The sequence below is a fragment of the Paraburkholderia sp. AV2 genome, assembly GCF_054968425.1.
Genome location: NZ_JBANLK010000022.1, coordinates 30,385 through 42,570, shown reverse-complemented (window position 1 = coordinate 42,570; position 12,186 = coordinate 30,385). Strand labels below are relative to the sequence as shown.

Genomic DNA, 12,186 nt, shown 5'->3' with positions numbered 1-12,186 from the left:
GGAGAGCACGATGTACAACGCTCAAGGAAAAATCTCGCAGGCCGACGTGCTCGCGAAATATGCGCCGCTCGTCCGGCGGCTCGGGCTGCAGCTCGTCGCCAAGATGCCCGCTAGCGTTGACCTCGACGATCTGATCCAGGCCGGCATGATCGGCCTCCTCGACGCCGCCAACCGCTACAAGGAAGATCAGGGCGCGCAGTTCGAAACCTATGCGAGCCAGCGCATTCGCGGCGCGATGCTCGACGAGCTGCGCAGCAACGACTGGCTGCCGCGCAGCCTGCGGCGCACCTCGCGCGAGGTGGAGTCGGCGGTCCATCAGGTCGAGCAGCGCCTCGGGCGCGCGGCGAGCGAAACCGAAATCGCCGACCACCTGAGCATGCCGCTCGACGAATACCAGTCGATGCTGCAGGACCTGCACGGCAGCCAGCTCATCTACTACGAGGACTTCGACCGCTCCGCCGAGGACGAGCCGTTCCTCGACCGCTACTGCGTCGATCATTCGGATCCGCTCTCGGCGCTGCTCGACGACAGCCTGCGCGGCGCGCTGATCGAGGCGATCGACCGGCTGCCCGAGCGCGAAAAGCTGCTGATGTCGCTCTACTACGAGCGCGGCATGAATCTGCGCGAGATCGGCGCGGTGATGGAGGTGAGCGAGTCGCGCGTGTGCCAGTTGCACAGCCAGGCCGTGGCGCGGTTGCGCACGCGGCTGCGCGAAATGGCGTGGGCGGGGACGGAGAACTGAAGAGGGCGCGTTTTCTCCAGACCACCCGAAGCCACACGGAAACTAAAAAGCCGAAGCGCAAAACGCTTCGGCTTTTTTTGTTCAGCGCCCGTTCGGGGCAGCCCGCCTCGGACGAATCCCGGAGCCCGTCAGGGCCCCTCTCAAAGCCCGAATGCCGGCAAACGCCCGTCCGGGCCATACAGCATCGGCGTGGAATTGCCCGTGTCGCCGCGCAGGATCGCCAGCGCGCGGCGGTTATGCTCCATGCGCGTGCGGATCATCATGCCGATCGTGAGGTTGCTGCGGCGCGCCCGCTCGGTCGAGCCTTTGAGCAGCGCCCACTGGCCCGCAATGCGTTCGTCGTTCCTGCTCGCCAGTTCGAGCCCCTTCGGGCCCGCCGGCAGGCCGAGGCCCGCGAGTTCGGCGTCGCGCACCTTTTCCAGACCCGCGAGGCGCTGCGTGAGCGTCGTTTTCTGCTCGACGATCTGCGGCAGCGAGCCGATGCCGCCCAAGGTCGTGAGCGCCTTCTGCTCGACGGCGAGTAGCGAGGCGAAGGCCTCCACCGTGGCATGTTCGTCGATCAACGTGGCTAGCAGGGCGTCTTTCATCGTTGCGCTGTAAAAAACGGTAAGGGTACGGGTCTTAATTTCCCGAGGCCGGCTGGAGCAGGTCGCGCGCGGTTTGCAGCACGCCGTCCGCGATCTTGCCGGTGTCGATCTGCAGGGTGCCGTTGCGGATCGCGCTCTTGATCGACTCGACCTGCGCCGTGTCGATGTCGGCGGAACCGCTCGCGGCGAGCGAACGCAGCGACGACGACAGCCCGGACAGGCTCACGTTCGCATCGTCGCCGGCGCTGCCCGACGAAGCCTGCGCCGGTGCAGCCGATGCGCCGCCGGCGCTGGTCGTGCTCGTGGTGCCGGCAGCTTCGCTTTGCTGCGTACGCGCCGCGCTGTCCTGCAGCGGGAGCGTGCCATTGCTGGTGGTGGAGTCGATTTTCACGATGGGCCTTCCTGATCGATTTGATCGTGATATCGGCAAACGGCGGCCCGAACTTTAGCGCGAATCTCCTGCCGTTACATGCTGTTACGTGTGCTGGCGCTCATATCTGGATCTGGACGGTGTTCGCGTCTTTCACGACGCCCGTAATGATCTGGCCCTCAGCCGTACGCACGCGCACCAGCTGGCCGGGCGCGGCGTTGTTGAGCACGCTGCCTTCGGCCGAGATGGTGAAGTTGGCGCCGACTGCGATCACCTTGACCGTCTGGCCGATCATCACCGAGGACGCGCTGCGCAGCATGTCGGTGCGCAGCGGCAGGCCCGCCGAGATGCGCAGCAGCGCGAGGGCGCCGGTAGCCTGCGACGGGTCGGTGACGACGGTGCGCGGCAGGCTCGCGAGGTCGGCCTCGCGCGGCACGAGATCGGCGACGGAGAGCGTCTCGCCCGGCTCGATCTGGCGCCCGGCGACGTAATAGGTGACGTCCACGGCAACCCGCGCGGCGACATAGAGCGTCCACGGCCGCGCGCCAATGCAGCGCACGCCCACCGTCGTGCGGCCCCAGGTGCGCGCACCGGGCGGCATGAACGCTTCGAGCGAATCGCACGCGGCCAGGCCGCGCGGGAACACGGGCGAGACGGTGACGGCGACATTGCCGGGCAAGCCGACCGACTGCTGCTGGAGGAAGGCGAGCGCGGTCTTGCGGATCGTTTCGCCGTCTTCTTGCCCCGCCGGGACCGGCTGGGCAGGCGCCATGGCGACGTTCTGGGGAGGCGGCGCGGCGCGCGCACCGGACGCACCGGACGCGGCGGGATTCGCGTTCGCGACCGCGGCGGCATAGCGCTGCACGGCGGCGGCGCGCGCGTTGGCGGCTTCGTAGGCGGCATTGCTCGCAGCGGGTGCGCTCGTGCCCGACGCTTCGACGACGACCGGCGCCACGCGCGTTGCCGCCGTGCCCACGTTCACGCGAGGCAGCGCGTTCGCGCCGTAGCGCGCGCCGACGGCCGGCGCCGGGGTGGGCATGGCGGTGCCGGGCGCGGGGATCGTGACGACCTGCGGCGCGTCGGCGGCGCTGGCGCCGGCTCGTTCGCCCGGACCCGGAATCGTGATCGTGCCGTTCTGCGCTTCGTCGCTCGCGCTCGATGGAGTCGCCGGGCGTGCGAGCGCCGCGGGGTTCGTTTGCGGGTAGGCCGGGTATGCAGTCGGGTGTGCAGCCGGATAAGCGGCCGGATTGCCGCCCGCATTCGTCGCTGCCGCGGCGCTGCCGGGCGCCGCGAGCATTGCGCTCATGCGAGCCGCATCGGCGCCGCTGCGATCGCCTGGCCCCGCGATATAGATCTGTCCGTCCGCCGACTGCGCCTGCGCGAGCGCAGCGCACGCGAGGCCGCAGCACAGCGCGAGAAGCCGCGCGAGGCTGCCGAACGCACGGCCGCGCGAGCGCCGGTCCATGCCGGCGCGCGGCGCACGGAAAGGGGCAGTCTGCGGCATCGTCGTTCTCCCTCTAATGCATTGACACGCATCGCATTCTAGGCGGCGCTCCTCGCGCGCTTGCGTCGAATAGAGGGGCGCTTTACCGGCTATTCGTCCGATTGGTTCTTGCCAGCCGCACCTAACATTCCTCTCCATGCGAAAAGGTCTGCGCGTTCCGCACGTGCGCCGGCCGCGCCTTTCATTTCGTGCATTTCGTGCAACGGAGGACGCCGATGCTGGACAAACTCGACGCCGAATTCGCCTTCGGCCGCGAAGCGCTCGACGTGCGCGCCACTCGCCAGGCGCTGCTGTCGGCAAACATCGCGAACGCCGATACGCCGGGCTATCTCGCGCGCGACGTCGATTTTTCCGCGTCGCTCGCAGGCGCCCTCAGACAGGCGGGCGCGACGACCCCGGCCGGCATGGCGGCGCCGGAAAGCGGCGGCGCCGCGCCGCTCGCGATGGCGCAGCCGGCGGGCGTGACGAGCGGCATGGCGATGGCGGCCGACGAGTCGGGCCACATGATGGGCAACGCAAAGCTGATCCCGACGGGCGGCCCGACCACGCAGTACTCGAGCCCGCTGATGTACCGCAACCCCGTGCAGCCCGCGCTCGACGGCAACACCGTCGATCTCGACACCGAGCGCGTGCAGTTCGCCGACAACGCGCTGCACTTCGAAACGGGCATGACGGTGCTCTCGGGGCAGATCAAGACCATGATCTCGGCGATCACGTCGGGTTCGAGCTAAGGATGAAGCGCAACGACAGCGCACGACGAGCGGGCGCGCCGCGCCCGGGATACGAGTTCGCATTGCAGTGAGGTCAACGAAACCATGCCATCCCTGATGAATATTTTCAGCGTTGCCGGCTCTGCCATGACGGCCGAGTCGCAGCGCCTGAACGTGACGGCGTCCAATCTCGCCAACGCCGATTCCACCACGGGCCCCGACGGCCAGCCGTACAAGGCGAAGCAGGTGGTGTTCGGGGTCGACCCGCTCGGCGGCGCGCGCACGGCCTCGGGCCAGCAGGTGGGCGGCGTGAAGGTGACGGGCGTAATCGACGACCCGACGCCGATGAAGCAGACCTACGACCCGAGCAACCCGTCCGCGGACGCCAACGGCTACGTGACGATGCCGAACGTCGATCCGGTGCAGGAGATGGTGAACATGATTTCGGCGTCGCGCTCGTATCAGGCCAACGTCGAAACGCTGAACACCGCCAAGCAGCTCATGCTCAAGACCCTGACGATCGGCACCTGAGCGGGGCTCGGGCTGCCCGGTCGGGCAAACGTTACGCAAGATCACACGCAACGAAAGACGAAACGCATCCCAGGAGAACGCGTTGACCACCAATACCACCATCGGCGGCAGCTCCGCCACCGTATCGCAGCAATTGCTCGACACGATGAACGGCACGAGCGCGTCGAGCTCCGTCAGCGGCACGAGTGCGAGCGACCTGCAGCAGACCTTCCTGCAACTGCTCGTCACCCAGTTGCAGAACCAGGACCCGACCGACCCGATGGACAGCTCGCAGATGACCTCGCAGCTTGCGCAGATCGACACGGTGTCGGGCATCAGCCAGCTCAACACGTCGCTCACGTCGCTCTCGACGCAGCTCTCCGCGAGCCAGAACGCGCAGGCCGCGCTGCTGGTGGGTTCGACCGTGCTCGCTTCGGGCAGCAGCTTCGCGGTCACGGCCGCGAGCTCGGGCTCCGGCGACACGGCGGCGCAGATCGGCGTGTCGCTGCCGGCGGCGGTTTCGGACGCGAAGCTCACGATCACCAATTCGGCGGGCCAGGTCGTCAACACGATCGACCTCGGCGCGCAGGCGGCGGGCACGGTGCCGGTCAGTTGGACGCCGACCGATTCGACGGGCGCCGCGCTGCCGGCCGGCACCTACACGATCAGCGCCTCGGCCACGACCAACGGCCAGTCCGCCACGGCCACCGCGCTCGTCGCGAGCCAGGTGACGGGCGTGGTTCAGCAGGCGAGCGGCGCGGCGGCTCTCGAACTCGCCAACGGCAATACGGTCGCGCTGTCGAGCGTGGCCGGCATCGAATGATCACGACATAACGCGGAGCAGAAAACATGGGCTACCAGCAAGGTTTGAGCGGTCTCGCTGCGGCGTCGAACGATCTCGACGTGATCGGCAACAACATCGCGAACGCGGACACCGTGGGCTTCAAGCAGAGCACGGCGGAGTTCGCGGACGTCTACGCCAATACGCTCGCGACTTCGGTGAACAACCAGATCGGTCTCGGCGCGGCGCTGGCGAACGTGCAGCAGGACTTCGCGCAGGGTACGATCGACACGACGGGCCAGGCGCTCGACGTGGCGATCAACGGCAACGGCTTCTACCAGATGTCGAACAACGGTACGCTCACCTACACGCGCAACGGCGTGTTCCAGCTCAATTCGAGCGGCTACATCACCGATTCCGCGGGTAACGAGCTGATGGGCTATGCCGCGAACTCGGCCGGCGTGATCAACACCGCGCAGACCGTGCCGCTACAGGTGCCGACCACCAACATCGCACCGCTCGCCACGACCTCGGTCTCGGCGCAGGTGAACCTGGACGCCCAGGCCTCGGCGCCGACCGTCACCCCGTTCGACCCCACGAATTCGAGCAGCTACAGCTACTCCACCTCGATCACGGGCTACGACTCGCTCGGCGGCACGCAGACGGTCAATCTGTACTACGTGCAGTCGGCCACCGGCTCGGCCGAAGTCTATGCGGTGAACAACGGCACGACGACGGACCTCGGCACGATGACCTTCAACTCGTCGGGCACGCTCTCGGGCACGACGACGGGCGGCGTCGCCACGGCCACCTCCGGCGTCTTCAACCTGAAGATCAACCCGACCGACGGCGCGGCCACCGGCCAGAGCATCGCGATCGACGTCAACGGCACGACCCAGTACGGCAGCGCGAACGGCGTGAACAACCTCACGCAGAACGGCTACGCGAGCGGCACGCTCTCGAACTTCACGATCGGCACGGACGGCACCATCACGGGCAACTACTCGAACGGCCAGACCATGGCGCTCGGCCAGATCGTGGTCGCCAACTTCAACAACCCGAACGGCCTCGTGAACCTGGGCGGCAACCAGTTCCAGGAAACGGCGGCTTCGGGCGTGGCGCAGGTCTCGACGCCGGGCAGCACGAACCACGGCACGCTCACGGGCGGCTCGGTGGAAGAGTCGAACGTGGACCTGACGAACCAGCTCGTCGACCTGATCACCGCGCAGCGCAACTATCAGGCGAACGCGCAGACCATCAAGACGCAGCAGACCGTCGACCAGACGCTGCTGCAGATGTAAGCCAGCGATCGACCACCCATCGGGCACCTGAGGAAACGGGCGAATCATGGACCGACTGATCTATACAGCGATGACGGGCGCCGGCCAGGCGCTCGAGCAGCAGGCCACCGTGGCGAACAACCTGGCGAACGTCTCGACCACGGGTTTTCGCGCGCAGCTCGCCAACTTTCGCGACGTGCCGATGTCGTACGGCGACGGCTCGACCGTAAACGACGACACGACGCGCACCTTCGTGCTGTCGTCCACGCCCGGCTCGGACATGACGCCCGGCGCGATCACGAAAACGGGCAATCCGCTCGACATCGCGATCCAGGGCCAGGGCTTCATGGCCGTGCAGACCCCCGACGGCAACGAGGCGTACACGCGCGCGGGCGACCTGCACGTCGACGAGAACGGCCAGCTCGTGACCGCCAACAACTATCAGGTGATCGGCAGCGGCGGTCCGATCGCGGTTCCGCCGGGTTCCGAGGTGACGATCGGCCAGGACGGCACCGTCTCGGCCATCGCGCCGGGCAGCCCGCCCTACGCGATTGCGGTGATCGACCAGATCAAGTTCGTCAATCCGCCCGCGGGTTCGCTCACGCGCGGCGACGACGGCCTCTTTCGCACGGCCGACGGCAACCCCGCCGACGCGGACCAGACGGTCCAGATCGCGCCGGAGTCGCTCGAAGGCAGCAACGTCAATCCGGTGGCCGCGATGGTTTCGATGATCACCAACGCGCGCCAGTTCCAGATGCAGACAAAGCTGATGACGACCGCCGACCAGAACGACCAGACGGCCGACCAACTGCTGCAGTTCAGCTAGGCATTCAACCAGGCACCTGCCAGGCACCTACCAGGCACCTACACGCCCCATTCGGGCCGCGCCGCGCGCGGCCCGAATGGGGCTAAAACGGGGAGAAACACACCGTGAACCGATCGCTCTACATCGCCGCCACCGGCATGAATGCGCAGCAGGCGCAGATGGACGTGATCTCGAACAATCTCGCGAACGTGAGCACCAACGGCTTCAAGGGCTCGCGCGCCGTGTTCGAAGACCTGATGTATCAGACGCTGCGCCAGCCGGGCGCGAACTCCACGCAGGAGACCGAGCTGCCCTCGGGCAGCCAGGTCGGCACCGGCGTGCAGCAGGTCGCGACCGAGCGCCTCTACACGCAGGGCAACCTGCAGCAGACCGGCAACTCGAAGGACGTTGCGATCAACGGCGCCGGCTTCTTCCAGGTGCAGATGCCGGACGGCACGACGGCCTACACGCGCGACGGCTCGTTTCAGACCAACGAGCAGGGCCAGCTCGTCACCTCCAGCGGCTACCAGGTGATTCCGGCCATCACGATTCCGCCCAACGCCACCTCGCTCACGATCGGCACCGACGGCGTGGTCACCGTCACGACGCCGGGCTCGTCGAACAACACGACCATCGGCTCGCTGCAGCTCGCCATGTTCATCAACCCGGCCGGCCTGCAGTCGAACGGCGAGAACCTGCTGTCGGAAACGGCTTCGTCGGGCGCGCCGATCGTTTCGACGCCGGGCCTGAACGGCTCGGGCACGCTCAACCAGGGCTATGTGGAAGCCTCGAACGTGAATGTGGTGCAGGAGCTCGTGAACATGATCGAGACCCAGCGCGCGTACGAAATCAACAGCAAGGCGGTCACCACGTCCGACCAGATGCTGCAGACCCTGAGCCAGATGTCGATCTGATGTCGGGCATGGAATCGAGGCGGTAAAGAGCATGGCGGTACCTACCCATCTTCGCAGACGCGCGGCGGCCCTTCTGGCCGGCGCGGCCTTCATGGCGCTCGCCGGCTGCGCGTATTACCCGAAGCGGGAGCCGATCACGCAGCAGCCGATGACGGCCGTGCCGCCGCCGCCGCCGCCCAACAGCTCGCCCGGCGCGATCTTCAACCCGGGCTATGCGGGTCGGCCGCTGTTCGAGGATCAGCGTCCGCGCAACATCGGCGACATCCTGACGATCATCATTTCGGAAAACATCAACGCCACCAAGTCGTCGGGCGCCAACACGAACCGTTCGTCCACCACGCAGTTCGGGACCACGAGCTCGGGCTTCCTGAACGGCCTGTTCGGCAAGATGAACATGAATTCCACGGGCTCCAACGTGTTCGCGGGCACCGGCGGTGCCGCCGCGTCCAACACGTTCACGGGCGTCCTCACCGTGACCGTGACGAACGTGCTGCCCAACGGCAACCTCGTCGTGTCCGGCGAAAAGCAGATGCTCATCAATCAGGGCAACGAATTCGTGCGCTTTTCCGGCGTGGTCAATCCCAACACCGTTGCCGGAGACAACTCCGTGCTTTCCACCGACGTCGCCGACGCGAAGATCGAATACTCCGCGAAGGGCGTGATCGACGAAGCCGAGACCATGGGCTGGCTGCAACGCTTTTTCCTGAACGTCGCGCCATGGTGAAGATCCGCTTCCAGCAGGCGCGCCGCTCGCGCGTGAAAGACATGCTCGCCGCCCTCGGCGTGGCGCTGGGCGTCGCGTTCGCGTGCGGGGCGCTGCTCGCCTTCTCCACGCCCGCGCGCGCCGAGCGCGTGAAAGATCTCGTGCAGTTCCAGGGCGTGCGCGACAACCCGCTGATCGGCTACGGCCTCGTGGTGGGCCTCGACGGCACCGGCGACCAGACCACCCAGGCGCCGTTCACGATGCAGACGCTCTCGAACATGCTCGCGAACCTCGGCATCTCGATCAACAACACCTCGAACAGCGCCACCGTGAACGCCCAGGCGCTGGCCAGCATGCAGTTGAAGAACGTCGCCTCGGTGATGGTGACGGCCGTGCTGCCGCCGTTCGCGCGGCCCGGCGAGCAGATCGACGTGACGGTGTCCTCGCTCGCGAACGCCAAGAGCATCCGCGGCGGCACGCTGCTGCTCACGCCGCTCAAGGGCGCGGACGGCCAGGTCTACGCGATGGCGCAGGGCAACGTGGCGGTGGGCGGCGCGGGCGCCTCGGCCAACGGCAGCAAGGTGCAGGTGAACCAGCTCGACTCGGGCCGCATTCCGGCCGGCGCGATCGTGGAGCGCGCGGTGCCTTCGCCCGTGGCGCAGCAGGGCGGCATCCTGCAGATGGAAGTCAACGACATGGACTACGACACGACGCAGCGCATCGTGTCGGCGATCAACAACATGTTCGGCCAGGGCACGGCCATGCCGCTCGACGGCCGCACGATCCAGGTGCGCGGCCCGGCCGACCCCGCCGCGCAGGTGGGCTTCATCGCGCAGATCCAGGATCTCAACGTGACGCCGGCCCAGCCGGAGGCGAAGGTGATCCTCAACGCGCGCACCGGTTCGATCGTCATGAACCAGATGGTGACGCTGCAGAACTGCGCCGTGGCGCACGGCAATCTCTCGGTGGTGGTGAACACGCAGACGGTGGTGAGCCAGCCGAACGCGTTCTCGAACGGCAATACGGTGGCGGCGCGGCAGTCGCAGATCCAGTTGAAGCAGGACAACGGATCGCTCAAGCTCGTGACGGCGGGCGCCAATCTCGCGGACGTCGTGAAGGCGCTCAACGCGCTCGGCGCGACGCCGGCGGACCTCATGTCGATCCTGCAGGCGATGAAAGCGGCGGGCGCACTGCGCGCCGACCTCGAAATCATCTAAGGAACCCGGATGGACAACTCGAAGATCGGCAGCAGCCTCGACCTCACGAACCGCTTCGCGCTGGACGTGCAGGGCTTCGACGCGATGCGCGCGGCGGCCAACGCCTCGCCGCAGCAGGGCGTGAAGGCGGCGGCGAAGCAGTTCGACGCAGTGTTCACGCAAATGATGCTCAAGAGCATGCGCGAAGCAACGCCCGACGACGGCCCGCTCGACTCGAAAGACGGCGACAACTTCGTCTCGATGCTCGACCAGCAGCTTTCGCAGCAGATGTCCGACAAGGGCATCGGCGTCGCCAACGCCATGCTCAAGCAGCTCATGCGGACCATGGGCGGCGCCGAGGGCGCGGACGCAGCGGGCGGCGCAGCCGACGCGCTCACGGGTCTCGCCGGCCAGGGCGCGGGAATGACGGGCGTGGCGGGCGGCAGCGAGGGCAACCTCGCGATGCTCAACGCGCTCGGGCGCGCCTACGGCAACGCTTCGGCCAACGGCTCGCTCGGCAATGGCTCGGGCTACGGCCCGAACGGCGCGCTCGTGCCCGCCGGCGCGAGCGGCGACGCCTCGGTGGACGGCTTCGTGGACAAGCTCGCCAGCGCCGCGCAGCAGGCCAGCTCGGCAACGGGCATTCCGGCGCGCTTCATCATCGGCCAGGCGGCGCTCGAATCGGGCTGGGGCAAGCGCGAGATCAAGAAGGCCGACGGCACGACGAGCCACAACGTTTTCGGCATCAAGGCCTCGAAGGACTGGACCGGCAAGACGGTGTCGACCGTCACGACCGAATATGTGAACGGCCAGCCGCATCGCGTGGTGGAGAAGTTCCGCGCCTACGACTCCTACGACGATGCGATGGCCGACTACGCGGGCATGCTCAAGAACAACCCGCGCTACGCCTCCGTCATCAACAGCGCGCACAGCGCGGAAGGCTTCGCGCAGGGCATGCAGCGCGCGGGCTACGCAACGGACCCGCACTACGCGAAGAAGCTGCTGTCGATCATGAAGCTGATGGCTTGAGGACCGCGCCTGGCTGCCGCGGCAAGCCGGGCGTAAATATCACGGCCTGTAATATTTTTGTGCTGCACCCTAAATTTTCGCGCGACTTTGCCGCTAAAGCTGGCGAGATGGGAAAGAAAGGGTGGCGCATGCCGCCCGGAAGGTACGCGCCGGCCGCGTGCCTCAGGTCCACGAAATTCCGGCAGGCCCATGAATACCGTTCACTCGAATCACACTGACCAGGCTGGGGACGAAGACGAGATCCCCGATTTCGGTCGCCGCAATCCGCTCGAGGTAGGCGTCCAGTTGCGCAATCTCGCCAATCGCGGCGATTTCCTCACCCTGCAATACCGAGGCGGCCAGCTCGTCACGCGCATCCTCGACGTCAACACGCGCACGCTCACCTTCGTGTTCGACTGGGGCGGCGTAGCGGACCAGAACACCGGCGTGCTCGATACGCCGCAATGCCAGTTCCATGCGTCGCCGGACGGCGTGCGCGTGGAGTTCAACACGCCCACGCCGCGCCGTACCGATTTCGAAGGGCGGCCTGCGTTCGAGGCGTCGTTCCCCGAGGTGCTTTTCTACGTGCAGCGCCGCGAGTATTTTCGCGTCGACACGCCCGTGCTCGAGCCTTGCCTGTGCCGCGGCACGCTGCCCGACGGCGAGCGCTTCGCGTTCGAGGTGCATGACGTGTCGCTCGGCGGCGTGGGTCTGCGCACGAGCGACGAGCGCGCCGGCACGATCGGCATGGGCGCGTACCTGCCCGACGTCGAGCTCGACCTGCGCGCGTACGGCAAGCTGCGCGTCGATCTCGCGCTCGTCGTGCTGCGCTTCATCGACCTGCCCAACGGCGAGCGCCGCTATCACCTCGGCATGCGTTTCGAGGCGCTGCCGGGTTCGACCGAAAACAGCCTGCAGCGCTATATCACCCAGCTCGAAATGAAGCGCCGCTCGCTCGCGCGGGCCTGAGCGAACCCGCTGCGTCCGGGCCGGGCCGTGCGGGCCCCCCCAGGGGGGGCGCCCGGCGCCCCCGCCGGTGGGGGGAACGTTTGCCGCCCGGGGTGGGGCGCGCGCCG

The 12,186-nt window shown here is 67.3% G+C and carries 14 protein-coding genes; 11 read left to right on the top strand and 3 right to left on the bottom strand.

The window, feature by feature from the left end; genetic code table 11:
* Positions 1-10 precede the first annotated feature (10 nt).
* Complete coding sequence (locus V8683_RS16800) at positions 11-742, top strand: RNA polymerase sigma factor FliA (RefSeq protein ID WP_411188164.1); 732 nt, start codon at positions 11-13, stop codon at positions 740-742.
* Between the two features lie 140 nt (positions 743-882).
* Here V8683_RS16800 and V8683_RS16795 read toward each other — a convergent pair whose 3' ends face one another.
* The 3 genes from V8683_RS16795 to flgA form a co-directional block, all read right to left on the bottom strand.
* Positions 883-1,329, bottom strand: coding sequence for a flagella synthesis protein FlgN (locus V8683_RS16795; RefSeq protein WP_411188165.1), 447 nt, complete (start codon positions 1,327-1,329; stop codon positions 883-885).
* Positions 1,330-1,363: 34 nt separating this feature from the next.
* Positions 1,364-1,720 (bottom strand): flagellar biosynthesis anti-sigma factor FlgM, encoded by a 357-nt coding sequence (gene flgM / locus V8683_RS16790; protein WP_411188166.1) that lies wholly within the window; start codon positions 1,718-1,720, stop codon positions 1,364-1,366.
* Between the two features lie 100 nt (positions 1,721-1,820).
* Complete coding sequence (gene flgA, locus V8683_RS16785) at positions 1,821-3,203, bottom strand: flagellar basal body P-ring formation chaperone FlgA (protein ID WP_411188167.1); 1,383 nt, start codon at positions 3,201-3,203, stop codon at positions 1,821-1,823.
* 215 nt (positions 3,204-3,418) lie between these two features.
* Here flgA and V8683_RS16780 point away from each other — a divergent pair, with 215 nt between their 5' ends.
* The 10 genes from V8683_RS16780 (at position 3,419) to V8683_RS16735 (ending at position 12,079) form a co-directional block, all read left to right on the top strand.
* Positions 3,419-3,934, top strand: coding sequence for a flagellar basal body protein (locus tag V8683_RS16780; protein ID WP_411188168.1), 516 nt, complete (start codon positions 3,419-3,421; stop codon positions 3,932-3,934).
* Between the two features lie 84 nt (positions 3,935-4,018).
* The gene (flgC, locus tag V8683_RS16775) at positions 4,019-4,444 is read left to right on the top strand and encodes a flagellar basal body rod protein FlgC (protein WP_411188169.1); all 426 of its coding nucleotides are present in this window, start codon (positions 4,019-4,021) and stop codon (positions 4,442-4,444) included.
* An 82-nt stretch (positions 4,445-4,526) separates the two neighbouring features.
* Positions 4,527-5,246, top strand: a complete 720-nt coding sequence (locus V8683_RS16770) for a flagellar hook assembly protein FlgD (protein WP_411188170.1) — start codon at positions 4,527-4,529, stop codon at positions 5,244-5,246.
* A 26-nt stretch (positions 5,247-5,272) separates the two neighbouring features.
* Positions 5,273-6,505 carry a flagellar hook protein FlgE gene (flgE, locus tag V8683_RS16765; RefSeq protein ID WP_411188171.1) on the top strand — a complete coding sequence of 411 codons (1,233 nt, stop codon included), beginning with the start codon at positions 5,273-5,275 and terminating at the stop codon, positions 6,503-6,505.
* A 46-nt stretch (positions 6,506-6,551) separates the two neighbouring features.
* The gene (gene flgF / locus V8683_RS16760; RefSeq protein ID WP_411188172.1) at positions 6,552-7,310 is read left to right on the top strand and encodes a flagellar basal-body rod protein FlgF; all 759 of its coding nucleotides are present in this window, start codon (positions 6,552-6,554) and stop codon (positions 7,308-7,310) included.
* Positions 7,311-7,414: 104 nt separating this feature from the next.
* Complete coding sequence (gene flgG / locus V8683_RS16755) at positions 7,415-8,203, top strand: flagellar basal-body rod protein FlgG (RefSeq protein WP_411188173.1); 789 nt, start codon at positions 7,415-7,417, stop codon at positions 8,201-8,203.
* 31 nt (positions 8,204-8,234) lie between these two features.
* Positions 8,235-8,927: a flagellar basal body L-ring protein FlgH gene (locus tag V8683_RS16750; protein WP_411188174.1), complete on the top strand. Its 693-nt coding sequence runs from the start codon at positions 8,235-8,237 to the stop codon at positions 8,925-8,927.
* A gap of 41 nt (positions 8,928-8,968) precedes the next feature.
* Positions 8,969-10,123 carry a flagellar basal body P-ring protein FlgI gene (locus tag V8683_RS16745; RefSeq protein ID WP_411190474.1) on the top strand — a complete coding sequence of 385 codons (1,155 nt, stop codon included), beginning with the start codon at positions 8,969-8,971 and terminating at the stop codon, positions 10,121-10,123.
* Positions 10,124-10,132: 9 nt separating this feature from the next.
* Entirely contained in the window at positions 10,133-11,131 is a 999-nt protein-coding gene (flgJ, locus tag V8683_RS16740) for a flagellar assembly peptidoglycan hydrolase FlgJ (RefSeq protein ID WP_411188175.1), read from the top strand.
* 189 nt (positions 11,132-11,320) lie between these two features.
* Positions 11,321-12,079: a flagellar brake protein gene (locus V8683_RS16735; protein ID WP_411188176.1), complete on the top strand. Its 759-nt coding sequence runs from the start codon at positions 11,321-11,323 to the stop codon at positions 12,077-12,079.
* Positions 12,080-12,186: the final 107 nt, after the last annotated feature.

Excerpts from the sequence above, each read along its gene's own strand:
- V8683_RS16800 (WP_411188164.1), top strand. The coding sequence starts at position 11 with ATGTACAACGCTCAAGGAAAAATCTCGCAGGCCGACGTGCTCGCGAAA.
- V8683_RS16795 (WP_411188165.1), bottom strand. The coding sequence starts at position 1,329 with ATGAAAGACGCCCTGCTAGCCACGTTGATCGACGAACATGCCACGGTG.
- flgA (WP_411188167.1), bottom strand. The coding sequence starts at position 3,203 with ATGCCGCAGACTGCCCCTTTCCGTGCGCCGCGCGCCGGCATGGACCGG.
- V8683_RS16780 (WP_411188168.1), top strand. The coding sequence starts at position 3,419 with ATGCTGGACAAACTCGACGCCGAATTCGCCTTCGGCCGCGAAGCGCTC.
- flgC (WP_411188169.1), top strand. The coding sequence starts at position 4,019 with ATGCCATCCCTGATGAATATTTTCAGCGTTGCCGGCTCTGCCATGACG.
- flgE (WP_411188171.1), top strand. The coding sequence starts at position 5,273 with ATGGGCTACCAGCAAGGTTTGAGCGGTCTCGCTGCGGCGTCGAACGAT.
- flgF (WP_411188172.1), top strand. The coding sequence starts at position 6,552 with ATGGACCGACTGATCTATACAGCGATGACGGGCGCCGGCCAGGCGCTC.
- V8683_RS16750 (WP_411188174.1), top strand. The coding sequence starts at position 8,235 with ATGGCGGTACCTACCCATCTTCGCAGACGCGCGGCGGCCCTTCTGGCC.
- V8683_RS16745 (WP_411190474.1), top strand. The coding sequence starts at position 8,969 with ATGCTCGCCGCCCTCGGCGTGGCGCTGGGCGTCGCGTTCGCGTGCGGG.
- flgJ (WP_411188175.1), top strand. The coding sequence starts at position 10,133 with ATGGACAACTCGAAGATCGGCAGCAGCCTCGACCTCACGAACCGCTTC.
- V8683_RS16735 (WP_411188176.1), top strand. The coding sequence starts at position 11,321 with ATGAATACCGTTCACTCGAATCACACTGACCAGGCTGGGGACGAAGAC.